Consider the following 21,666-nt stretch of genomic DNA (forward strand, 5'->3'; position numbering starts at 1 on the left):
GCACATTGGTGGGTGTCGGCAGGGCAGCGGAGACACCTCCCAGGCGCAGAGCACCGGGAAGGCTCCCGGCCCCGGCCGGCACCCGAACGGCGTCAAGGACCTCCGGAGCGGCTCCCGGACCTCCATGGACGCCACGGACGCGGGGGCCCGGCCCGACCCGGCCCGCGTCCCTCGCGGGGACCGCCGTCGTCCCGCCCCCCGATACGGGGGTGCGGCGGTCCCCGCGCACACCTCTCGCGAGCCCGCGGCTCGCTCAGTCCTCCCAGCCGCCCTCGCGCGACCTGCCGCGCAGGCGCCCGCCGAACAGGTTCGGATGTGCGCGGGCGGCCTGGACCACGTTGACGCCCACGATGCCCGCCCAGGCGACGATCAGGCCCGGCAGGCCGGCGTTGGCCGCGCCGATCGCCGACAGCGGGATCGCCAGCACCAGCGAGACGATGCCGAAGCCGAAACGCTCACCCCAGGAGTCCCGCTCCTCGGCTGCCCGACCGCCCCGGGCCGTCGCCACCTGCTGCTCCGCGAACTGACGGCGCACCCGGCGCTCGACCGCGCCGTCGATCCGCAGGTCCACCTTCTCCAGGAACGAGTCCACCAGCGCCGACTCGTACTCCTCACCCAGCTCCCTGCGCGCCTTGAGGGCGGCGTCAAGCTCCTTCTTCAGCTCGGTGTCCTGTGCGTCCATGCTGGTCTCCCGTCCCGTCATGCCTCAACGGTAGGAACGGGCCGGGCCGGTGGCACTGGGGCTGTCCCCCGTCTTCGCCCGAAGCGGGCGGGAGCACCGGCGTCCGTCGCCTTGCCTGGCTGTATAGCGTCATGCAGAGTTCTGGGTGAGTGAATAGACGACCGGGTGCGGAGGGGGAGCGGCATGGGCGAGGGCGGCGGCGCGGACCGGGGGACGGGAGGCGGCGTGGGGGAGAGTCCCGCCGGGCGGCTCCAGGCGCTGTTCGAGGGGCACCGGCTGACCCCGACCCAGCGGCGCATCGCGCACAGCATGGTGCGGCGCGCCGCCGACGTGCCGTTCCTGTCCAGCGTCGAGCTGGCCGAGCTGGCCGGGGTCAGCCAGCCCTCCGTCACCCGCTTCGCGGTCGCCCTCGGCTTCGACGGCTACCCCGCCCTGCGCAGGCACCTGCGAGAGGTCGCGCCGGCCGAACAGCCCGCGGGCGGCGTCCCGTACAACGAGTACCAGCAGGCCGTCGAGGCCGAGATCGAGAACCTGCGGCACCTCGCGCAGGTGCTCGCCGACCCGAGGCCCGTGGAGCGGGCGGGGCGGCTCCTCGCCGCCTCACGGCCGCTGCCGGTGCTCGGCCTGCGCGCCGCCGCCGCCCAGGCCCACGGCTTCGCGTACTTCGCCGCCAAGGTCCACCCGGACGTACGGCTGCTGCACGAGGGCGGCACCATGCTGCACGACCGGGTCGACGCGGCCGTACACGCGGGCGCCACCGCCCTGCTTTGCTTCGCGCTGCCACGCCACCCCCGCGAGGTCGTCGACGCCCTCGCCTACGCCAAGGAGGCGGGGCTGACCGTGGTGACGGTCGCCGACTCCGCCTTCGCGCCCGTCGCCAAGGTCTCCGACCTGCTGCTGCCGGCCGCCGTCGGCACCGGCCTCGCCTTCGACACGGCGTGCGCGCCGATGCTGCTCGGGCGGGTGCTGCTGGAGGCGATGTGCGACGGCCTGCCGGAGGCCCAGGCCCGCTTGGAGGAGTTCGACGCCAGGGCGGCGGCGCGAGGGCTGTTCGTGGACTGACGGCATCGCCGGGCCGTCCTGGAGTGACGAACCGGCGCCGTCGTTCTCATGTCCGTCTCACGTTTCCTGGCTACCGTGCTCGACCAGCGTCATGCGTACGGGAGTTGTCGAGGCGACGAGGAGGCGGGACGTGGCACGCGGGGATCACAGAGCTCAGGGTCTGGCTCGGGTGGCCGTCGTCGTACGGGCCGGGGCCGGCCCGCTGTGGTGGGCCGGTGTGATCGCGGCCGGGGCCGGCGTCCTGCCGCCCGGCTTCACGGGCCGGCGGATCGGGGTGCTGGCCGGGGCGGCGCTGTTCCTCGTCGCCGCCGCGGTCGTGGCGCTGACGCGGCGTGGGCGGTACGCGGAACTCGCGCGCGGCGCGGTCCGCGCGGGCCGGCACGACGTCCTCCAGGACCGCGCGGTGACCGCACGGGTGTGGCGCCGCGGGCACCGCTGGTGGCTCCTGCTCGCCTTCGCCGCCGCGCTGGGCAGCGCGTTCGCCGTGCCCGCCGCCGGCGGGCTGCTGCTCGCCGGGTGCGGTGCGGGGCTCCGGCTGAAGGCCGCCTGGCTCGGGCGACGGGAGCGGGCCGGGGACCTGCTGCTGTGGGTGCGGGTCGACCGGCTCTCCGCGAACGGCGGCCGTCCCGCCGGCAAGGCGGTCGAGGTCTACCGCAGCACGGGCATCGCGGCGGGCGACGCGGCCCCCGGTGGAGCCCGCCGCCGCACCGCGGCACTCGTGTAGGCGCTGCGCGCCGCTCAGACCTCCAGGTCCTCCTCGATCTTGCGCAGTTGGTGGCGGGCCATCGCCAGGTTGGCCCGCTTGGCGTCCAGCACCAGGTAGAGGAAGAGACCGTTGCCGCCGCGACCGCTGATCAGCCGGATCAGGTGGTACTGGTCGGACAGCGTGATCAGGATGTCCTCGATCTGCGCCTTCAGCCCCAGGTGCTCCATGGTGCGCATCTTGGCGCGCACCACGTCCGTGTTGCCCGCGGCGGCCACATTGAGGTCGAAGGTCTTCCCGCCGCCCATGGTGCCCAGCGCCATGCCGCTGGTGTAGTCGACGAGCGCGACGCCGTTGGCGCCCTCGATGGTGGCCAGGGCTTCCTTCAGCGCGGTTTCGGTGTTGGCCATGGCTGGATCTCCTCGTTGTCCGTGATCTGTGGGTTCTGCCTGTGCTGGCTGTGCGGGCCGGGGTCACCGGGCGGTCGGCCCGGCCGGCCGGTGGTCTGGCGGCGCGTGTTCCGGCTCCTGGGGGGCGCCGCCGTCCCCTTCGGAGCGGGGGGCCCGGCGTCGACCAGCTCCCCGATGCGGACGCCGGCCCGGCGGGCCTCCAGGTGCAGCCGGCCGACGTTGACGCGGTCCTGCGCGAGCACCGTCAGCACGGCGCTCTTGCCCGCCGCGTAGGTGGCGACGTAGCCGTACACCCCGCGCACGAGCAGCTCGCGGAAGTCGCCCTGCCCGGTCGCGTCGGCCATCCGCACCGCCACCCCGAGGGCCGTGGAGGTGAGCGCGGCCACGCTCTCGGCCTCCACGCCCGGTGTGTCGTGGGCCAGGACGAGCCCGTCCACGCCCGCCGCGAGCGCCCCGGTCAGCTGGGGCACCCGGGCCCGCAGCCGACGCAGCTCGGCGCGGATGTCGGGCTCCGCCGCCATCAGCTCGCTCCTCTCGGCGCGCGGTCGCTGCCGTTCAAAGGGCCTCCAGCGCATCCCTGAGCCTCTTCAGCAACGTGATGTCGGGGTCGTTGACGCGCGGCAGGGCCAGGCCCGGCGCGGGGAGCGGGACGGGCGGCGGGAACTGGGCGGTGAGCAGCCCCGCCGCCGCCAGCCGGCGGACGTCCACCAGCGTCGCGAAGGCCTGCCGGCCCAGCTCGCGGGCGATGTCCGACGCGGTGCGCGCCCCGTCCACCAGCGCCAGCACCGCGCGCTGCCGGGCGGTGAGCCCCGGTGCGGCGACGGGCTCGGCAGGCAGCAGCGGCGCGCTGTCCGGCAGCGGGTCGGGCCACAGCCGGTCCAGCAGCTCGCGGCGGCGCAGCGTCTCCCGCTCCACCGCGGCCACCGGCACCGGCCGCAGGACGCCGAACCAGTTCCCGGGGCCGTAGCGGAAGCGGCCCGGTGTGCTGCTCGGGGCGAGGGCGAAGTACGCCGCGTCGAACATCGCTCCCAGATGGCACAGTTCCAGCGCGCCCCGGCCGATCAGGCCGGCCTCCAGCAGCAGCCCGGCGGCGCCCCGCTCCTCGTCGGCGTGTTCCACCGCATCCCGCCAGACGCCGGGATCGAGCGTGCCGTGGGTCAGCAGCAGCACCTCCAGACCAGGGGAGTGGGAGCTCTCGGCGTGCACCACCCAGCCGTCGGCGAGATAGATCGCGCCGCGCTCGCGCTCCAGGACGCCGGTGGCGCGCTCGGCGGCGAGCCGGCTCAGCATCGGGGAGACACCGCCGGCGTGGTCGCGGGCCGCCGCTCTGTCCCGCACCGGCAGCCGGGGCGGCGGGGTGGTGTCCACGACCGTCATCCCAGCACCAGCCGTCCGGCCATCTCGCCCAGCCGGATCCGGGCCAGGGCGAGATTGCCGTCCGGCCGGGCCAGCCACACGTGCAGGAACACACTGCTGTCGAAGGACGTCGGCACGAACCGCAGGACGTGGTAGCTGTCCCGGTTGCTGATGATCAGGTCCTCCACCGGGGGGTCCGCGTCCGCGTCCGTCTCCGGGGTGAACGCCCGTTGTTCGGCCGTGAGCCGTGCGACCTCCGCGGCCTCGGCGGCCGCCGCCTCGTGGTCGCCGCCCGGGAACTCTCCGACCGCGCCCAGGGCCAGCCCGCTGGTCCAGTCGACCAGTGCGGCCCCCCGGGCTCCGGGCAGGCGCATGGCCTCCAGGAGACACTCGTCGATTCCGGGCACCGTTGGCTCCCCTCCCGCCTGCGGTTCGGCTGAGTGAGGAAGAAGCTACGCAACGTGTCCGCGTTGAGGGAGTGTTCTGGCATTTTCCAGCGGAACATGCGCCCCGGTGACTAGTGTGGGTCGACTGACCCCGATTTCTCCCCGCCCGTTCAACACCGCGCCCGGGGCGTGCGCCAAGGGGGTTGCGAGGGTACTGCGGGTGGTGAGTGGCGGTGCCGCGCGCCCCCTGTTTCCGTGCGCCCCGGTTTCGGCGCCACCCATTTCCCGTCTCCGGGCTTCGTGCTTCCCGGCTCCTTCCTGCCCGGCCCGGGGGCTCCGTCATGCCGCCGGTGTGTTGACTAGTCCTATTCAGACGTCCAGGATGTGAATAGACACAGCAACACTCCGCCGGGACCATCCCATCCGCAAGGAGGCAGACCATGTCAGGACCCCGCCCCGTACGAGCGCCCCGCGGTACGGAACTGAGCGCCCTGGGATGGCAGCAGGAAGCCGCCCTGCGGATGCTGCAGAACAACCTCGACCCCGAGGTCGCCGAGCACCCCGACAAGCTCGTCGTCTACGGCGGCACCGGCAAGGCGGCCCGCGACTGGCGCTCCTTCGACGCGATGGTCCGCACGCTCAGGACGCTCAAGCAGGACGAGACCATGCTCGTCCAGTCCGGCCGCCCCGTCGGCGTCATGCAGACCCACGAGTGGGCCCCGCGCGTCCTCATCGCCAACTCCAACCTCGTCGGCGACTGGGCCAACTGGGAGGAGTTCCGCCGCCTGGAGCAGCTCGGGCTGACCATGTACGGCCAGATGACCGCCGGCTCCTGGATCTACATCGGCACCCAGGGCATCCTCCAGGGCACCTACGAGACCTTCGCCGCCGTCGCCGCCAAGAAGTTCGGCGGCTCCCTCGCCGGCACCGTCACCCTCACCGCCGGCCTCGGCGGCATGGGCGGCGCCCAGCCGCTCGCCGTCACGATGAACGACGGTGTGGCGATCTGCATCGACTGCGACCCGCGCGCCATCGAGCGCCGCATCGAGCACCGGTACCTCGACGTGAAGGCCGACTCCCTCGACCACGCCCTCCAGCTGGCGACCGAGGCGCGCGACGCCCGCCGCCCGCTGTCCATCGGCGTCCTCGGCAACGCCGCCGTACTGGTCCCGCAGCTCCTCGCCATGGGCGCCCCGATCGACATCGTCACCGACCAGACCTCCGCCCACGACCCGCTGGCCTACCTGCCCACCGGGATCGCCTTCGAGGACATGGCCGACGCCGCCGCCAAGGACCCGGCCGGCTTCACCGCCCGCGCGCGGGAGTCGATGGCACGGCACGTCGAGGCGATGGTCGGCTTCCAGGACGCCGGCGCCGAGGTCTTCGACTACGGCAACTCCATCCGCGGCGAGGCGCAACTCGCCGGGTACGAGCGGGCGTTCGCCTTCCCCGGTTTCGTCCCCGCCTACATCCGCCCGCTGTTCTGCGAGGGCAAGGGCCCCTTCCGCTGGGCGGCCCTGTCCGGCGAGGCCTCCGACATCGCCAAGACCGACAAGGCGATCCTCGACCTCTTCCCGGAGAACGAGTCCCTGGCCCGCTGGATCAAGCTCGCCGGCGAGCGCGTGCACTTCCAGGGCCTGCCCGCCCGTATCTGCTGGCTCGGCTACGGCGAGCGCGACAAGGCCGGCGAGCGGTTCAACGACATGGTCGCGAGCGGTGAGCTGGCGGCGCCGCTGGCGATCGGCCGCGACCACCTCGACTGCGGGTCCGTCGCCTCCCCCTACCGCGAGACCGAGGCCATGCTCGACGGCTCCGACGCGATCGCCGACTGGCCGCTGCTGAACGCCATGGTGAACGTCGCCTCCGGCGCCTCCTGGGTCTCCCTCCACCACGGCGGCGGCGTCGGCATGGGCCGGTCCATCCACGCGGGGCAGGTCTCCGTGGCCGACGGCACGAAGCTCGCCGGCGAGAAGATCCGGCGCGTGCTGACCAACGACCCCGGGATGGGCGTCATCCGGCATGTCGACGCCGGGTACGACATCGCGGAGTCGGTCGCCGACGATCGCGGCGTGCGGGTTCCGATGCGTGAAGGTGATCCCTCGTGACGGAGCGCGGCGACTCCCTGTCAGAAGCCCGGCCCCCGTCCCCGGACGCGGGCACCGGCGCCTCCTTCCAGGACATGTGGCGGGAGCTGGCCGCCGTCGGGCGGCACCCCGGGTCCGGCGGCTACCGCCGTTACGCCTGGACCGGTGCCGACGCAGAATGCCGGGCCTGGTTCCGGGCGCAGGCCGAGACGCGCGGCCTGACGTACGAGCTCGACCGCAACGGCAACCAGTGGGCGTGGCTCGGCGACCCCGCCGCCGGGGACGCCGTCGTGACCGGGTCGCACCTCGACTCCGTGCCCGACGGCGGCGCCTTCGACGGTCCCCTGGGCGTGGTGTCCTCCTTCGCCGCGCTCGACGAACTGCGCGGCCGGAACGCCCGGTTGGGCAAGCCCCTCGCCATCGTCAACTTCGCCGACGAGGAGGGCGCCCGCTTCGGCCTGGCCTGCGTCGGCTCCCGGCTCGCCGCCGGGCACCTCGGCGTCGAGCAGGCCCACCGGCTGACCGACGGCGACGGCGTCACGCTCCCGCGCGCCATGGAGGCGGCCGGTTACGACCCCGACGCCATCGGACCGGACCCGGAGCGGCTCGCCCGCATCGGCGCCTTCGTCGAACTCCACGTCGAGCAGGGCCGCGCCCTCGACCTCAGCGGCGACCCGGTCGGCATCGCCGCCGCCATCTGGCCGCACGGACGCTGGCGGTTCGACTTCCGCGGCGAGGCCAACCACGCCGGCACCACCCGGCTGACGGACCGGCGCGACCCGATGCTCCCGTACGCCGAGACCGTGCTCGCCGCCCGGCGCGAGGCGCGGCTCGCCGGAGCCGTCGCCACCTTCGGCAAGATCGCCGTGGAGCCCAACGGCGTCAACGCCATCCCCTCCCTGGTGCGCGGCTGGCTCGACTCCCGCGCCGCCGACCAGACGAGCCTGGACCAGGTGCTCGCCGGCGTCGAGAAGGCGGCCCGGGAGCACGCCGCCGCCCACGGCGTCGACCTCGACGTCGTCCGGGAGTCGTTCACACCCGTCGTCGAGTTCGACCACGCCCTGCGCGACGAACTGGCCCGCATCCTCGGCGAGAAGGCGGAGCCCGACCTCAAGGTGCCCGTCCTCGGCACCGGCGCGGGACACGACGCCGGGATCCTCTCGGGGAGCGTCCCGACCGCCATGCTGTTCGTGCGCAACCCCACGGGCGTCTCGCACTCCCCGGCCGAGTTCGCCGCCGAGGACGACTGCGTGGCCGGGGTGCGCGCACTCGCCGACGTACTGGAAGGGCTGGCCCACACGTGACCCCCGCACAGCCGACCCCCGGACAGCCGACCCCCGCACAGCCGACAAAGACGTACTGGCTGGAGCACGCCTGGCTCGACACGCGCGTCGAGCCGGGCGTCGTCCTCCAGACGCGGGACGGACGGATCACCGCCGTCCGCACCGACACCCCCGCCCCGCCGCCCGGCGCGGAGATTCTGCGCGGCCTCACCCTGCCCGGCCTGGCCAACGCCCACAGCCACGCCTTCCACCGCGCCCTGCGCGGCACCGTCCAGGTCGGCTCCGGCACCTTCTGGACCTGGCGCGAGGTCATGTACACCGTGGCCGACCGGCTCACCCCGGAGACCTACCACCGGCTGGCCCGCGCGGTGTACGCCGAGATGGCCCTCGCCGGTATCACCGCCGTCGGCGAGTTCCACTACGTCCACCACGCCCCCGGCGGCACCCCCTACGCCGACCCGAACGCGATGGGCGAGGCCCTCATAGAGGCCGCCGCCGACGCCGGCATCCGCATCACCCTCCTCGACACCGTCTACCTCTCCTCCGGCTTCGGACAGCCGCCCAACGCCCACCAGCTCCGCTTCCGCGACGGCAGCGCGGACGCCTGGGCCGAACGCTGTTCACTTCTCAAGGAACGGGATCACGCACGGATCGGTGCGGCCGTCCACTCCGTACGGGCCGTGCCAGCCGACCAGCTGGCGACCGTGGCCCGGTGGGCCGAGGAGCGCGGGGCTCCGCTGCACGTGCACCTGTCCGAGCAGACCGCCGAGAACGACGCCTGCCGTGAGGCCCACGGGTGCACGCCGACCCAGCTCCTCGCCGAGCACGGCGTCCTCGGCCCGCGCACCACAGGGGTCCACAACACCCACCTCACCGACGAGGACATCGCCCTCCTCGGCCGCTCCGGCACCGGCACCTGCATGTGCCCGACCACCGAACGGGACCTCGCCGACGGCATCGGCCCGGCCGCCGCCCTGCAGAAAGCGGGCTCGCCGCTCTCCCTCGGCTCCGACAGCCACGCCGTGATCGACCTGCTCGAAGAGGCCCGCGCGATGGAGCTGAACGAGCGCCTGCGCACCCGCACCCGGGGCCACTGGACCGCCGCCGCCCTGCTGCGCGCCGCCTCAGCCGACGGTCACGCGGCCCTGGGCCGCGACGACGCGGGCACGCTGGAGGCGGGCGCGGCGGCCGACTTCACGACGATCGCCCTCGACTCGGTCAGAACGGCAGGGCCGCTTCCGCGACTCGGCGCCGAGACGGCCGTATTCGCCGCGTCGGCAGCGGATGTGACGCACACGGTCGTGGCAGGGCGGCACATCGTGCGCGACGGGGTGCACCGGCTTGTACCGGATGTGCCGCGGGCCCTCGCGGACGCCGTCGCAGCCCTGCGCGGATGACGCCCCGCCGACCGCTCCCGCGCTCCGCTTCCGCCCCCGACCCCCATCCCACCGCCGACCAGGCCAGCAAGGACGCCATGAGCAACGCGACGACCGTCAGCCCCGCCCACTCCGCGAGCACCGCGAGCACGCTCATCACCAACATCGCCGCCCTGGTCACCAACGACCCCTCCCTGAGTGACAGTTCTCCCCTCGGACTGATCCAGGACGCGGCCGTCGTCATCGAAGGCGACCGTGTCGTGTGGACCGGTGAATCAAGCAAAGCACCCACCACTGACAATCGGGTCGACGCCGGCGGGCGGGCGGTGATCCCCGGCTTCGTGGACTCCCACTCCCACCTCGTCTTCGCGGGCGACCGCACCGAGGAGTTCAACGCCCGCATGTCCGGCCGCCCCTACACGGCCGGCGGCATCCGCACCACCGTCGCCGCCACCCGCGCCGCCACCGACGCGGAACTGGAGGCGAACCTCACCCGCCATCTCGCCGAGGCGCTCCGCCAGGGCACGACGACCTTCGAGACGAAGTCGGGCTACGGCCTGACCGTCGAGGACGAGGCCCGCGCCCTGCGCCTCGCCGCCCGCCACACCGACGAGGTCACCTACCTCGGCGCCCACGTCGTCTCCCCGGAGCACGCAGACGACCCGGCCGCCTACGTCGCCCTCGTCACCGGCGAGATGCTCGACGCGTGCGCCCCGCACGCCCGCTGGATCGACGTGTTCTGCGAGAAGGGGGCCTTCGACGGCGACCAGGCGCGCGCGATCCTCACCGCCGGCAAGGCCAGGGGACTGCACCCCCGCGTCCACGCCAACCAGCTCACCCACGGCCCCGGCGTGCAGCTCGCCGTGGAGCTCGACGCGGCAAGCGCCGACCACTGCACCCACCTGACCGACGCCGACGTGGACGCGCTCGCCGCCGGCGACACCGTCGCCACCCTCCTGCCCGGCGCCGAGTTCTCCACCCGCGCCGCCTGGCCGGACGCCCGCCGCCTCCTGGACGCCGGCGTCACCGTGGCGCTCTCCACGGACTGCAACCCGGGCTCGTCGTTCACCTCGTCCGTCCCCTTCTGCATCGCGCTCGCCGTGCGGGACATGCGGATGACCCCGGACGAGGCCCTCTGGTCGGCCACGGCCGGCGGAGCGGCGGCGCTGCGCCGCACGGACGTGGGCCGCCTCACGCCCGGCGCCTACGCCGACCTCGTCCTGCTCGACGCCCCCAGCCACGTCCACCTGGCCTACCGCCCGGGAGTGCCGCTGGCCTCCCAGGTCTGGCGCCGAGGCGCCCGCGTGGCCTGACCCGGCTCGCCGGCCGCCCGCCTCGTCCTCCGGGCGACCGGCGCGGTCAGGCCGAGCCGGCGCGCCAGCGTTGGGTCGTGGCCCCGCTCTGTGCGTCCAGGGAGAGGGCGCCGTCGGCCGTCGCTGTCAGGGCCGTCTCGACGGCGATCGCCGGGTGGATGGCGCCGGCGTCGTCGACGGTGAACGTCAGGTTGCGGCCGTTGCGTCCGTCGACGGAGGAGCACGGCCAGACGCCGACGCCCTTGTCGGTCGCTCCGCGGCTGTCCAGGCAGAAGTCGGGGGCCGCGTACGACTGGACCACCCCGCGGGCGGAGTCGACACGCCAGCGCTGACTGGGGGAGGCGGAGCAGGGGACGGTGACCACGTCCGTGCCTTTGTCGAAGTCGCCGGCCACCTCCAGGCAACGGCCCGTGGCGACGTTCACGATCTGGGCGTAGGCCGCGCCGGGCGGCCGCGCGGGGGAGGGCGTGGGGCGGGGCAGCGGGGGTGTGGTGGTGCGGGGCGGGGACGGGCTGGGCGTGGGGGAGCCGGCGCTCGGGGTGGGGGCCGGGGCGGTCGCGGTCGCCGTCGCGGTCGCCGTCGTCGTCACGGTGACCTGCGGGACGGCCGGCGGGCCGATGACCGCCGTGTCCTGGCTGGACGGGGCGGGCGGGTCTCCGGGGGACAGGAGCAGTGTCAGCAGCGGCGCCAGTGCCGCTCCCAGCGCCGCCGAGGTCAGTATGAAGCGGCGGGACGGCGGCCAGGAGCTGTTCCGGGCGTTCCGGGCGCGCTGTGCGTTCCGTGTGTTCCGTGCGGAGGGCCGGGGTGCGTGGGTGTGCCGTGCGTACGCCGTCCCCGCCCAGGGGAGCAGGCCTTCCGCGAGGGTGCCGCGGGGGTCGTCCCGCAGGGCGCACTGCTCCTCGTAGGCGGTCGCGCAGTGCGGACAGTGCGCCCGGTGCGTCTCCAGGTCGGCGCTGTGGCGCGGGGCGTCCGGTCGTACGGACTCCTCGATCAGCCGGTGGAAGTCGCCGCAGCGCGGGTCCTCGGAGGCGGCGAGGCGCAGCCGCAGGGAGGCTCGGGCCAGGGACTGGAGGGCCGGTGCGGTGCCGTGGGCGACGTCCTGCGGGGTCAGGTCGAGCAGCGCGGCCGTCCGGTCGGCGGGCTCCCGCTCGACGACGCCGTACCAGAGCAGGCCCTGCGCGCTGGAGGGCAGCGAGCGGAAGGCGCTGAGCAGCGGCGGTACGGGGCCGTGGGGCCCGGCCGTGTTCAGGACGAGGAGCAGTCCCGCGTCCAGGCCGCCGGCCCGGTCGTCCGCGGCCCAGCTGCCCGCGACCCGCGCGGTCAGCAGGAGGAGCTGGTGGCGCCAGGGGCCGCCGGGGTCGTTGCCGCGGGCGGTCTCGCGGGCGGCGAGCGTGAAGGCCTGGGCAGCGAGCTGGCGGGCGCCGGGCTCGCCGGTGGTGCACAGTCGGGCGTAGGCGAGGACGGCGGGCTGGTGACGGGCGCGGAGCGCGCGCAGTGCCGGGTAGGCGGTTGCGGGATCCGCGCGCAACAGCCCGGCCAGCCGCTCGTCGGCCCCGGTCCCGGTGTCGTCGTCCGTCCCCCGGCCGTTCCCCTCGGCACGGACCATGGTGGTCGCCTCCTCGCCGGACGCGTCGTGGTCGGCGCTCCGGTTGCTGACGTACTGGTCAGTCTGTGGTGAGGGTGACCCTAGTGGCGAAGGGGGCCCGATGGGCAGGCGTCGGCGGGTCTTTCCGGGGCGCTTTCGCGCGGGCGCGGGTGCGTGCCGGTGCGGACGCGACCGTGCCCGGGGCGCCCCACAGACGGGCGCCCCGGGCACGAGTGCGTGCGGGGAGGTTTTCCAGCGCTGGGGAGGGAGCTCACTCCTCCACGGTCAGGCCCTTGCGGAGCTTGACCAGGGTGCGCGAGAGCAGCCGGGAGACGTGCATCTGCGAGATGCCGAGCTCCTCGCCGATCTCCGACTGGGTCAGGCCGGCCACGAAGCGCAGGGAGAGGATCTGGCGGTCGCGGGGCGCCAGCTCGGCGATCAGCGGCTTCAGTGACTCGACGTACTCGATGCCCTCGATGCCGTGGTCCTCGTAGCCGATGCGGTCCGCGAGGGCGCCCTCGGTGTCGTCCTCCTCGGGCTGGGCGTCCAGCGAGGCGGCGGTGTAGGCGTTGGAGGCGGCCATGCCCTCGACGACCTGGTCGTTGGAGATGCCGAGGCGCTCCGCGAGCTCGGCCACCGTGGGGGCGCGGTCGAGCTTCTGGGACAGTTCGTCGCCGGCCTTGGCCAGGTCGAGCCGCAGCTCCTGAAGCCGGCGCGGCACGCGCACGGACCACGAGGTGTCCCGGAAGAAGCGCTTGATCTCGCCGACGATGGTTGGCATCGCGAAGGTGGGGAACTCCACACCCCGGCTGAGCTCGAAGCGGTCGATCGCCTTGATCAGGCCGATCGTGCCGACCTGGATGATGTCCTCCATGGGCTCGCTGCGGGAGCGGAAGCGGGAGGCGGCGAACTTGACCAGCGCGAGGTTCAGTTCGACGAGGGTGTTGCGGACGTACGCGTACTCGTGCGTCCCTTCCTCCAGCGACTCGAGGCGCTCGAAGAGGGTCTTGGACAGAGCGCGTGCGTCGACGGCGCCCACCTCGTCGTACGGGGGGATCTCCGGGAGTCCGGCGAGCGCGTCGGCGGGCTCCAGACCCGGCGCGAGGGAATTCGGACCATCCAGAGGGAGTGTCGACGTCGCGTTGGGGGTATGCGGTGCGTCGAGCCGGGGTGACATGATGTCCTCCATCGTTCTCGGCATACGGCTGCCGAAGCCTGTGCGTGCACTGCGGTGTGCGGCGCCTCCAAAGCCGGCCGTGTCGGATACGTGCTCCTCTAGCCCTATCGGCTTTACTCGACCGATCGCAAGTGCGATCTGGTCGGTTATGTCCGTTTGTGGGTGATTGTTCGGCTGTTGGAGTGCGTATCGAAGGCGTAGTGTTCGAGGGCGTCAGGTAGCAGTCACGACCTCGGGAGAGACACGGCATGGACCACGGGACGGTCGGCAGCGCACAGTCTGGCCGACTTCTGGTGGAGGTGCGGGAAGAGGGCTCCAGCGCCGTCGTGACCCCGGCCGGTGAGTTGGATCACCACACGGCCGAATTGTTGCGTGAGCCACTCGACGACTGCCTCGCCAAGGGTGTCAGCCGGCTGGTGGTGGACTGCTCGAGGCTGGAGTTCTGCGACTCCACGGGGCTCAACGTCCTCCTCGGCGCCCGCCTGAAGGCGGAGGCCGCCGGCGGCGGGGTGCACCTCGCGGGCATGCTGCCCGTGGTGGCCAGAGTCTTCGAGATCACCGGCGCGGACGCCGTCTTCACCGTGCACGACACGGTCGAGGCGGCCCTCGCCGACGGGGACGGCTGACCCGCCCGCGCCGGGACGGTCCGAGGTCGACGGCGGCCCGGGCCCGGTTCCGGCCGTCTCCCGGGAGTTCGCACGACCGGCCGATCGGGTGCCGTTGCGTGCGTCTCGACGCCGTGTGAGGGACGGGCCGGGTCACCTCCGGGCGAACAGGGGGTGTTCCGCCGGTTCCGTCGGGCAGGAGACATCCTGAACGTGGATGTAGGCGGCAACGGTACGAGAAGGGGACGGGGGCGGGATGCGCAGACCGACCGTGCGGCGGCCGCTGAGCGTGTGTACTGGTTCCTGCACGCTCGAAGTCGGAGACCGCGTGAGTCATACGGGCCCTGCCGGCCGTGTGATTCATGGGGGCCATGTGAGTCGTGTGAACCGTGTGAGTGAAGTGAATCGTGTGAACCATGTATTGGTGAATCGGTGAGGTGAAGCGCTGATGAGCACCACCCGGCCTTGCTCGCCGGGCGACCGCGGCCCTGAGCCCAGCGGCGCTTCCGGGGCGTCGACGGGCCGCGAGGTCCGCAGGCTGAGCTTCGACGGCGCGAGCGGGGTCGTCCCGATGGCGCGGGACTTCGCCCGCCAGGCGCTGTACGCGTGGGGCTGGCTGCCCGCCGCCACCGCCGACCAGCGGGCGGCCGCCGAGGACGTGCTGCTCGTCGTCTCCGAACTGGTCACCAACGCCTGCCTCCATGCCGAGGGGCCCGAGGAACTGCTGATCGGGTGCGACAACAAGGTGATCCGCGTCGAGGTCTCCGACCGCGGCACGGGCCAGCCGGCCCCCCGCACCCCGCACCGCGCCGGCCGCCCCGGCGGCCACGGCATGTTCATCGTCCAGCGCCTGTGCCTGGACTGGGGAGTCGTACGCGCGCCCGGCGTCGCCGGCAAGACGGTCTGGGCGGAACTGGGCGCCCCCGCCTGACACACCCGCCCGGCGCCCGGCCCTCCGGACGACCGCCGGCACGAGCCCTGCGCCGGTGCGGGGGCTCCGCCCGTAGTTCCGGGGTTACGGGAAGCCGTGGCCTGCGGTCCCGGGCCGTTGCGTGAGGCCGCTCCGGCCTGCGGTCCCGGGCCGTTGCGGGAGGCGAGCCCCGCCGTGGTCCCGGGCCGCCCGCCCCCGCCCCCGCCCGCGGTCCGGGGGCGTTACGGGAAGCCGCCCCGCCTGCCGTCCTGGGCCGGTGCGTGAAGCCGCTCCGGCCTGCGGTCCCGGGCCGGTGCGGGAGGCGAGCCCCGCCGTGGTCCCGAGCCGTCCGCCCCCGCCCCCGCCTGCGCTCCCGAGCCGTTACGGGAAGCGCCCCGGCCTGCGGTCCCGGGCCGTTACGGGGCCCGCCCCCGCCCGCGGTTCCGTCACGTCACGCCCCTCGTGCCCTCGCGCGGGGCGGGCGTAACTCCGGTGTGTTCCTCCCCTTCCTTCCTCACGGTGCCCGGCGTACCTTGACGGCCCTGTCTGATGCGCCGTCAGCAAATGGCGGAAGACGAACGACGAGCGCCTGTCGGGAATGAGGGGACCGTGTCGTACCGGAAGCGAACCGCCGCGCTCGCGACTGTCGCGGCTCTGGCCGGCCCGGCGGTGTGGGCGGCCGCCCCCGCGGCCAGTGCGCAGGTCGTGGACGTCAACTACGCCTGCAAGACGCCCATCGGCGACAAGAGCGCCCTCTCGCCCATCGACATCAAGGGCGTGGCGAGCGGCGGCGCCTACAAGATCACCATGTCCTGGCAGAAGGGCGTCTCCTCCAGCCCCGTCGAGCTCGGCAAGGGCGCGATGAAGCCGAGCGCCACGATCAGACTGGGCGGCGCCGACAGCGGCACGATGACCGTCACCGGGCCCGCCAACCAGGCGGCGATCCCCGCCGAGACCCCCATCAAGATCAACGACCTGAGCGGCACGTACACCCCGAAGAAGACCGGCAAGGTCACCTTCACGCCCGGGGTGCTCACCATCAAGGCCCTCGGCACGACCACCACCTGCACCCCCACCAACAGCCCCCCGCCGGCCCTCACCCTCGACGTGACGGCGAAGGACGGCGGCGGATCGACGGGCGGAGGCGGCACAGGCGGCGGAAGCACGGGCGGAGGCAGCACAGGCGGCGGAAGCACGGGCGGAGGCAGCGCCGGCGGCGGATCGACGGGCGGCGGCTCCCTCCCGCAGACCGGCCCCGAGGACTCCGCGATCGCCCTCGCCACCCTCGGCGGCACCGTCCTCCTCACGGGCGCGGCGGGCGCCCTCTGGCTGACCCGGCGGACCCGCACACCCTGATCCCACGCGCACGTGCCCCCGTACGACCGTTGGAGCCGCCGATGCCGTACGAAGACGGAGGGCGAGCCGGCGTGAACGGCGAGCCGCGCACGCCGCGCCGGACATCGCGCCGCACGCCGCAGCGCACGGTGTCGGCCCTGGCCGCCCTGGCGCTGGCCCTGCTGCTGGCCTCCCTGCTTCCGCCCGCCCGGGCTGGAGCGGCCGCAGCGGCCGGACAGCCCACCGTGCGGCTGTCCTTGCCCCAGGCGGGCGCGGGCGGCTCGCTCACCGTGACCGGCGGCGGCTGGCGGCCGCACGCACTGCTGACGCTGCTGATCTGCGGACAGGCCACCCCGGCCAGGGGCGTCCTCGGCGGCACCAACTCCTGCGCCAACGCCGACGGCCGGGCCGTCACCACCGACGCCGACGGCCGGTTCAGCCGCGCGCTGCCGGTGTCCGCGCCGCCCGCGCCGTGCCCCTGCGTGGTGCACGTGGCCACCACCACCGGGGCGAAGGCCCAGGCCGACGCCGCCCTCCAGGTGGCCGGGCACCCCGTGCGGCCGCTGCCCGCCGAAACAGGCAAGGGACGCCTGACGGTCCTCACCGACCCCCTGCTGAAGGGCTCCGACGGGTTGCTCACCTGGTTCGGCGCGCCTCCCGACCGCACCCTGACGTTCACCGTCGGCAACGCCGGCGTCGGGACCGTGAAGGACCCCGTCTTCGAGATCGGCACCGCCCACGGGGTCTTCGCGCCGCAGTGGGACGAACGCCAGTGGCGGGGCACCGTCGCCCCCGGCGGCAAGGCCCGCGTCGAGATCCCCGTCGAACTCGCCGCCGGCGCCCACGGCGACTACACCGTCTCGCTGCGGTACGGCGGGAAGGTCCTCGACGAGCAGCCCTGGAGCGTGGGCCGGCCCTGGGGTGTGACCGTGTTCTGGGTCCTGCTCTGCCTCGTCGTGCCGGCCGCCGTGTTCCGCGTGGGCATGGCGGTGGTGAACCGGGTGCGGCCCCGCCCGGGGAGCGTGCGCCGCAGCGCGTCCACGGCCGTACTGCGCCGCCGTAGGACGGCCGGGACGGGCGACGGCGGACCGCGCTCCCCCGCGGCCCCGCCCGCGCGGCCCCCGGGAAGGCTCGGCGCCGGCTTCCCCCGCCCGCTGTGGCGCGACGGGGCCCCCACCGCCGAACAGCCGTCCGTGCGGGCCCCGGCCCTGCCGTGGTTCACCCCGGACGCCGGTCCGGGCGCGGCCGGCGGACTCCCCGCGCCGCACGACGACGACCATCCGACGAGTCCGACGACGCCCGGCAGGAAGGGACCCCCGTGAGAGAGCGCGAGAGAGCCGTACCGGGACCGGCGGGACCCGTAGGGCCGGGAGCCGCGCCGTCCGTGCGGCGCCGGGCCGCCGTCGCGGCGGCCGCCGTCCTGACCGGCGGGGTCGCCGTGCTGCTGGGCGTGGCCGTCCCGCAGGCGCAGGCTGCCGAGGTCTCCTACGCCACCCGCTGCATCCCGCCCTCGGGCATCGGCCTGCCCCCGGTCGACGGCACCACCAAGGTCGAGATCACCGCGCCCGCCACGGCGAAGGTGGGCGACACCGTCGACGTCGTCTGGACGTTCACGCAGGCCGCGTCCAAGAACCCCGACATCATCGACCTGCCGGCCGACTCGGTCCAGCCGTCCGGCACCCTCAAGGCGGCCGGCGCGCAGAGCGCTGACATCGCGATGCGGGGGCCGCGCGAGAACCCGCCCGTCCCCAAGGGCGGCGCGATGGTCCTGTCCGCCATGAAGGGCTCCCTCAAACTGACGACGGCGGGACAGGTCACGCTCACGCCGGACGCGTACGTCGTCAACGCCCTGTCGACGGACACCAGTTGCGCGCCCACCCAGCAGGTGCAGCCCGCGGCGACCATCACCGTGACCGCCGGGAGCGGGAGTTCCTCCGGCGGCACGGGCGAGCCGTCGCACACCGGCACGCCGAGCCACACCCCGACCAAGCCGACCTCGCCGTCCCCGCCCGCGTCCACGCCGCCCTCGCCCTCGCCCTCTGGGGGAAGCGGCGGGCAGACCGACTTCACCGGCAAGGTGGTGAACGTCCCCTACACCTGCCAGTCGCCCATCGGGCAGAAGAAGGCGACCTCGCCCGTGCAGATCAACGCGCGGAAGACCGGCGGGAGTTACGACCTCACCGTGCAGTTCAAGAAGTCGGTGATGGACAGCCCGATCGACATCCCGGCGAACTCGGTGAAGCCCTCCATGCAGGTGGTGCTCGGCGGGGCCGACAAGGGCTCGGTCGCCGTGGAGGGGCCGAAGAACGCCGCGCCGATCAAACAGGGCGCCCCCATCGAGATCCCCGACCTGACCGGCGTCTACAAACCCGGCGCCACCGGTGAGGCCACCCTCTCGCCGGGCGTCCTGACCATCGACGCCCTCGGCACCAAGACCACGTGCACCCCGGACAGCACGACCGTCTCGCTCACCCTCGACACCACCGAGCAGGCGAGCGGCGCGAGCGGTGCGACCGGTGGCAGCGGCTCCTCGTCGTCCACGGCGGGCGGCGCCTCCACCACCGGCGGCCTCGCCGAGACGGGCGCCGGCGACCACGCGACCCTGAAGGCCCTCGGCCTCGTCGCGGGCACGGCGGTTCTGCTGGGCGCCGCGGTCTTCACGTACCTGCCGGGCCGCCGGCGCACTCGCTGAGACGCGGCAAGGGCCGCCCCCGCCGAGTGCGGGAGCGGCCCTTGGCGGAGCGACGGGACGTCAGTTGACGTCGCCCATGAGCTCCTTCACGCGCTTGCGGTACATCCACACCGCCACGCCGGCCACGACGGCGAGCACGGCCTCCAGGGCCACCATGCCCGTCTTGTTGAGGTCGACGCCGGCGATGGACAGCAGACCGGTCGTGGCGTCGCCGGCGGTGACGGCCAGGAACCAGACGCCCATCATCTGGGAGGCGTACTTGGCGGGCGCCATCTTCGTGGTGACCGACAGGCCGACCGGGGACAGCGTCAGCTCGCCGACGGTCTGCAGGAAGTAGATGCCGACCAGCCACATCGCGGCCGCCTTGTGACCGCCGTCGGCGATCCCCAGCGGGATCAGGAAGAGGAAGAACGACGCGCCGATCAGGATCAGGCCCATGGAGAACTTCACCGCGGTGCTCGGCTCCTTGCCGCGCCGGGCGAGGGCCAGCCACGCCCAGGCGAACACCGGGGCCAGCGCCATGATCATGATGGGGTTGACCGACTGGTACCAGGAGACCGGGAACTCCCAGCCGAGGACGCTGTTGTCGGCCGAGGAGTCGGCGAACAGCGAGACCGTGGAACCGCCCTGGTCGTAGATCATCCAGAAGACGGCCGCGGCCACGAAGAACCAGATGTACGCCGACATCTTCGACTGCTCGGCGCGGTCGAGTTCCTTGTCCCGCTTGATGCGGGCGATGACCGCCACCGGGATGATCAGACCGGCCAGCGTGATCGGGACCAGCAGCCAGTTCAGCGTGTAGTGGCCGGAGAAGCCGACGACCGCGTAGAACACGAGCGCGACGGCCGCCCACAGCGCGGACTTGCGCAGCGTGGCCGCCTTCTCCTCGGCGGACATCGGCGTCGGGACGACGTCGGAGCGGGCGTCCAGGTGGCGGCTGCCGAGGAGGAACTGGACGAGGCCGAGCGCCATGCCGAGCGCGGCGAGCGCGAAGCCCAGGTGCCAGTTGACGTTCTCACCGACGGTGCCGATGACCAGCGGCGCGGCGAACGCGCCGAGGTTGATGCCGATGTAGAAGACCGTGAAGCCGCCGTCGCGGCGCGGGTCGTCCGGACCGTCGTAGAGGTGGCCGACCATCGTGGAGATGTTGGCCTTCAGCAGACCGGAGCCGATAGCGACCAGGCCGAGGCCGGCGTAGAAGGTGCCGGCGCTGGGCAGGGCCAGGGTGAGGTGGCCCAGCATGATGACGACGCCGGCGACGGCGACGGTCTTGCGGGGGCCGAGGACACGGTCCGCGAACCAGCCGCCGGGAAGGGCGAGCAGGTACACGAGCGACAGGTACACCGAGTAGATCGCGGTGGCGGTCGCCGCGCTCAGATGAAGGCCGCCCGGAGCCACCAGGTACAGCGGGAGCAGGGCCTTCATGCCGTAGTAGGAGAATCGCTCCCACATCTCGGTCATGAAGAGAGTGGCCAGTCCGCGGGGGTGGCCGAAGAAGGTCTTCTCGGAGCCGGGGGTGCCCGGGCGGGCCGAGTCCTTCGTCAGGCTGGACGCCATGGTCGTTCCTTGCTGGTCGGGACGCATGCGTGGTGCGTCACGCGCCCGGTTGGGGCGGCCGGCACCGGCGTCGGTCCGCCACAGGTCATTCCTTGGAGGGCCGGCATCGACCGGCCCGCACACAAAAGAGACCTTCAGCGTCTGATGTGTGCCAAAGGTCCCCGCGGTGCTACAGGCGTTCTTTCACCATACGGCAGCACACTGCCGGATATGGAAGGACTTGAGACACGGATCACAGGTGAGAAAGGAACCGTGAGCGGGTATTCCAAGGTCCATTCCAGGATGGCATCCTTCGACCCCAGGTCCGTACCAACTGCGGCCGACCGGGGGAGGGGAGACCGGCGGCGGCTGTCCGGCTTGTAGGGGTCGTCCCTGAGATGTCCCTGAGTAAGAATCCGGGGCCACCGTCACACCTCTGGCCCTGCCACCCGCGGACTACCATCTGCACATGACCCGAGTACTGCTCGCCGAGGACGACGCGTCCATCTCGGAGCCGCTGGCCCGCGCCCTGCGCCGGGAAGGGTACGAGGTCGAGGTGCGTGAGGACGGACCGTCCGCGCTGGACGCCGGCATACAGGGCGGCGTCGACCTGGTCGTGCTGGACCTCGGTCTGCCCGGCATGGACGGCCTGGAGGTGGCGCGCAGGCTGCGGGCCGAGGGCCACGCCATCCCCATCCTCATCCTCACCGCCCGCGCCGACGAGGTGGACACGGTCGTGGGCCTGGACGCGGGCGCCGACGACTACGTCACCAAGCCCTTCCGCCTCGCCGAGCTGCTCGCCCGGGTCCGGGCCCTGCTGCGGCGCGGCTCCACCGAACCCCAGCAGCCGCCCGCCACCCACGGTGTGCGCATCGACGTCGAGTCGCACCGCGCCTGGATGGGCGACGAGGAACTCCAGCTCACCGCCAAGGAGTTCGACCTGCTGCGGGTGCTGGTGCGGGACGCCGGGCGCGTGGTCACCCGGGACCAGCTGATGCGCGAGGTGTGGGACACCACCTGGTGGTCGTCCACCAAGACCCTCGACATGCACATCTCCTGGCTGCGCAAGAAGCTCGGCGACGACGCGGCGAACCCCCGGTACATCGCCACCGTGCGGGGCGTGGGCTTCCGGTTCGAGAAGAGCTGAACGCCCCGCCGGGGCGGGGCACCC

Annotated in this window: 20 protein-coding genes; 12 read left to right on the forward strand and 8 right to left on the reverse strand. The window is 73.5% G+C overall.

All coding sequences use genetic code 11. The features are described from left to right. Positions 1-253 precede the first annotated feature (253 nt). Complete coding sequence (locus ACFYXA_RS23850) at positions 254-682, reverse strand: hypothetical protein (RefSeq protein ID WP_352247791.1); 429 nt, start codon at positions 680-682, stop codon at positions 254-256. A 183-nt stretch (positions 683-865) separates the two neighbouring features. Between ACFYXA_RS23850 and ACFYXA_RS23855 the strand changes: the two genes are divergently transcribed. Together ACFYXA_RS23855 and ACFYXA_RS23860 are read left to right on the forward strand one after the other, a co-directional pair. Further along, positions 866-1,744 carry a MurR/RpiR family transcriptional regulator gene (locus ACFYXA_RS23855; RefSeq protein WP_352247746.1) on the forward strand — a complete coding sequence of 293 codons (879 nt, stop codon included), beginning with the start codon at positions 866-868 and terminating at the stop codon, positions 1,742-1,744. Between the two features lie 130 nt (positions 1,745-1,874). Then, positions 1,875-2,468: a hypothetical protein gene (locus ACFYXA_RS23860; RefSeq protein ID WP_389036034.1), complete on the forward strand. Its 594-nt coding sequence runs from the start codon at positions 1,875-1,877 to the stop codon at positions 2,466-2,468. A gap of 14 nt (positions 2,469-2,482) precedes the next feature. On the opposite strand, the gene ACFYXA_RS23865 is transcribed toward ACFYXA_RS23860, so the two are convergent. The 4 genes from ACFYXA_RS23865 to ACFYXA_RS23880 are packed head-to-tail and all read right to left on the reverse strand — an operon-like array spanning position 2,483 to position 4,620. After that, entirely contained in the window at positions 2,483-2,857 is a 375-nt protein-coding gene (locus tag ACFYXA_RS23865) for a hypothetical protein (RefSeq protein ID WP_352247744.1), read from the reverse strand. Then, on the reverse strand, positions 2,833-3,378 hold the full coding sequence (locus tag ACFYXA_RS23870; protein WP_389036037.1) for a roadblock/LC7 domain-containing protein: 546 nt from the start codon (positions 3,376-3,378) through the stop codon (positions 2,833-2,835). The genes ACFYXA_RS23865 and ACFYXA_RS23870 overlap by 25 nt, the downstream gene beginning before the upstream one ends. A 34-nt stretch (positions 3,379-3,412) precedes the next feature. Next, entirely contained in the window at positions 3,413-4,234 is an 822-nt protein-coding gene (locus ACFYXA_RS23875) for a transcriptional regulator (RefSeq protein ID WP_352247742.1), read from the reverse strand. Continuing rightward, positions 4,231-4,620 carry a hypothetical protein gene (locus tag ACFYXA_RS23880; RefSeq protein ID WP_130442484.1) on the reverse strand — a complete coding sequence of 130 codons (390 nt, stop codon included), beginning with the start codon at positions 4,618-4,620 and terminating at the stop codon, positions 4,231-4,233. Before ACFYXA_RS23880 ends, ACFYXA_RS23875 begins: the two co-directional genes overlap by 4 nt. Positions 4,621-5,039: 419 nt before the next feature. Between ACFYXA_RS23880 and hutU the strand changes: the two genes are divergently transcribed. The 4 genes from hutU to hutI all read left to right on the forward strand — a co-directional run bounded on the left by hutU (position 5,040) and on the right by hutI (position 10,655). Next, positions 5,040-6,704 (forward strand): urocanate hydratase, encoded by a 1,665-nt coding sequence (gene hutU, locus ACFYXA_RS23885; RefSeq protein WP_352247741.1) that lies wholly within the window; start codon positions 5,040-5,042, stop codon positions 6,702-6,704. A gap of 74 nt (positions 6,705-6,778) precedes the next feature. Then, a complete protein-coding gene (locus ACFYXA_RS23890; RefSeq protein ID WP_352247790.1) occupies positions 6,779-7,987 on the forward strand; it encodes an allantoate amidohydrolase in 1,209 nt (402 codons plus the stop codon). Beyond that, positions 7,984-9,363, forward strand: coding sequence for a formimidoylglutamate deiminase (locus ACFYXA_RS23895; protein ID WP_389036042.1), 1,380 nt, complete (start codon positions 7,984-7,986; stop codon positions 9,361-9,363). Before ACFYXA_RS23890 ends, ACFYXA_RS23895 begins: the two co-directional genes overlap by 4 nt. Then, complete coding sequence (gene hutI, locus ACFYXA_RS23900; RefSeq protein WP_389036045.1) at positions 9,360-10,655, forward strand: imidazolonepropionase; 1,296 nt, start codon at positions 9,360-9,362, stop codon at positions 10,653-10,655. Before ACFYXA_RS23895 ends, hutI begins: the two co-directional genes overlap by 4 nt. Positions 10,656-10,701: 46 nt before the next feature. Here the strand turns inward: hutI and ACFYXA_RS23905 are convergent, their stop codons facing one another. Next, positions 10,702-12,261 (reverse strand): RICIN domain-containing protein, encoded by a 1,560-nt coding sequence (locus tag ACFYXA_RS23905; protein ID WP_389036048.1) that lies wholly within the window; start codon positions 12,259-12,261, stop codon positions 10,702-10,704. Positions 12,262-12,511: 250 nt separating this feature from the next. Further along, positions 12,512-13,417 (reverse strand): RNA polymerase sigma factor SigF, encoded by a 906-nt coding sequence (locus ACFYXA_RS23910; protein ID WP_352247737.1) that lies wholly within the window; start codon positions 13,415-13,417, stop codon positions 12,512-12,514. Between the two features lie 248 nt (positions 13,418-13,665). Here ACFYXA_RS23910 and ACFYXA_RS23915 point away from each other — a divergent pair, with 248 nt between their 5' ends. From ACFYXA_RS23915 to ACFYXA_RS23935, 5 genes are all read left to right on the forward strand, one after another. Next, positions 13,666-14,043 (forward strand): STAS domain-containing protein, encoded by a 378-nt coding sequence (locus ACFYXA_RS23915; RefSeq protein ID WP_130442494.1) that lies wholly within the window; start codon positions 13,666-13,668, stop codon positions 14,041-14,043. 427 nt (positions 14,044-14,470) lie between these two features. After that, on the forward strand, positions 14,471-14,953 hold the full coding sequence (locus ACFYXA_RS23920; RefSeq protein ID WP_130442496.1) for an ATP-binding protein: 483 nt from the start codon (positions 14,471-14,473) through the stop codon (positions 14,951-14,953). A 588-nt stretch (positions 14,954-15,541) separates the two neighbouring features. Further along, complete coding sequence (locus ACFYXA_RS23925) at positions 15,542-16,288, forward strand: peptidase (protein ID WP_389036053.1); 747 nt, start codon at positions 15,542-15,544, stop codon at positions 16,286-16,288. A gap of 41 nt (positions 16,289-16,329) precedes the next feature. Further along, complete coding sequence (locus tag ACFYXA_RS23930; RefSeq protein WP_389036056.1) at positions 16,330-17,589, forward strand: hypothetical protein; 1,260 nt, start codon at positions 16,330-16,332, stop codon at positions 17,587-17,589. 98 nt (positions 17,590-17,687) lie between these two features. Beyond that, a complete protein-coding gene (locus ACFYXA_RS23935) occupies positions 17,688-18,959 on the forward strand; it encodes a hypothetical protein (protein WP_389036208.1) in 1,272 nt (423 codons plus the stop codon). Between the two features lie 60 nt (positions 18,960-19,019). Here the strand turns inward: ACFYXA_RS23935 and ACFYXA_RS23940 are convergent, their stop codons facing one another. After that, positions 19,020-20,516 carry an oligopeptide:H+ symporter gene (locus ACFYXA_RS23940; protein WP_389036059.1) on the reverse strand — a complete coding sequence of 499 codons (1,497 nt, stop codon included), beginning with the start codon at positions 20,514-20,516 and terminating at the stop codon, positions 19,020-19,022. Positions 20,517-20,964: 448 nt separating this feature from the next. Here ACFYXA_RS23940 and ACFYXA_RS23945 point away from each other — a divergent pair, with 448 nt between their 5' ends. Further along, on the forward strand, positions 20,965-21,642 hold the full coding sequence (locus tag ACFYXA_RS23945) for a response regulator transcription factor (RefSeq protein ID WP_130442502.1): 678 nt from the start codon (positions 20,965-20,967) through the stop codon (positions 21,640-21,642). Positions 21,643-21,666 lie beyond the last annotated feature (24 nt).

The organism is Streptomyces sp. NPDC002566, from assembly GCF_042889585.1.
Taxonomy (GTDB): Bacteria; Actinomycetota; Actinomycetes; order Streptomycetales; family Streptomycetaceae; genus Streptomyces.

What these genes read in the sequence shown, in the direction of transcription:
- ACFYXA_RS23850 (WP_352247791.1), bottom strand. Translation starts at nt 682, where the DNA reads ATGGACGCACAGGACACCGAGCTGAAGAAGGAGCTTGACGCCGCCCTC.
- ACFYXA_RS23855 (WP_352247746.1), top strand. Translation starts at nt 866, where the DNA reads ATGGGCGAGGGCGGCGGCGCGGACCGGGGGACGGGAGGCGGCGTGGGG.
- ACFYXA_RS23865 (WP_352247744.1), bottom strand. Translation starts at nt 2,857, where the DNA reads ATGGCCAACACCGAAACCGCGCTGAAGGAAGCCCTGGCCACCATCGAG.
- ACFYXA_RS23870 (WP_389036037.1), bottom strand. Translation starts at nt 3,378, where the DNA reads ATGGCGGCGGAGCCCGACATCCGCGCCGAGCTGCGTCGGCTGCGGGCC.
- ACFYXA_RS23875 (WP_352247742.1), bottom strand. Translation starts at nt 4,234, where the DNA reads ATGACGGTCGTGGACACCACCCCGCCGCCCCGGCTGCCGGTGCGGGAC.
- hutU (WP_352247741.1), top strand. Translation starts at nt 5,040, where the DNA reads ATGTCAGGACCCCGCCCCGTACGAGCGCCCCGCGGTACGGAACTGAGC.
- ACFYXA_RS23890 (WP_352247790.1), top strand. Translation starts at nt 6,779, where the DNA reads ATGTGGCGGGAGCTGGCCGCCGTCGGGCGGCACCCCGGGTCCGGCGGC.
- hutI (WP_389036045.1), top strand. Translation starts at nt 9,360, where the DNA reads ATGACGCCCCGCCGACCGCTCCCGCGCTCCGCTTCCGCCCCCGACCCC.
- ACFYXA_RS23905 (WP_389036048.1), bottom strand. Translation starts at nt 12,261, where the DNA reads ATGGTCCGTGCCGAGGGGAACGGCCGGGGGACGGACGACGACACCGGG.
- ACFYXA_RS23910 (WP_352247737.1), bottom strand. Translation starts at nt 13,417, where the DNA reads ATGTCACCCCGGCTCGACGCACCGCATACCCCCAACGCGACGTCGACA.
- ACFYXA_RS23915 (WP_130442494.1), top strand. Translation starts at nt 13,666, where the DNA reads ATGGACCACGGGACGGTCGGCAGCGCACAGTCTGGCCGACTTCTGGTG.
- ACFYXA_RS23920 (WP_130442496.1), top strand. Translation starts at nt 14,471, where the DNA reads ATGAGCACCACCCGGCCTTGCTCGCCGGGCGACCGCGGCCCTGAGCCC.
- ACFYXA_RS23930 (WP_389036056.1), top strand. Translation starts at nt 16,330, where the DNA reads ATGCCGTACGAAGACGGAGGGCGAGCCGGCGTGAACGGCGAGCCGCGC.
- ACFYXA_RS23940 (WP_389036059.1), bottom strand. Translation starts at nt 20,516, where the DNA reads ATGGCGTCCAGCCTGACGAAGGACTCGGCCCGCCCGGGCACCCCCGGC.
- ACFYXA_RS23945 (WP_130442502.1), top strand. Translation starts at nt 20,965, where the DNA reads ATGACCCGAGTACTGCTCGCCGAGGACGACGCGTCCATCTCGGAGCCG.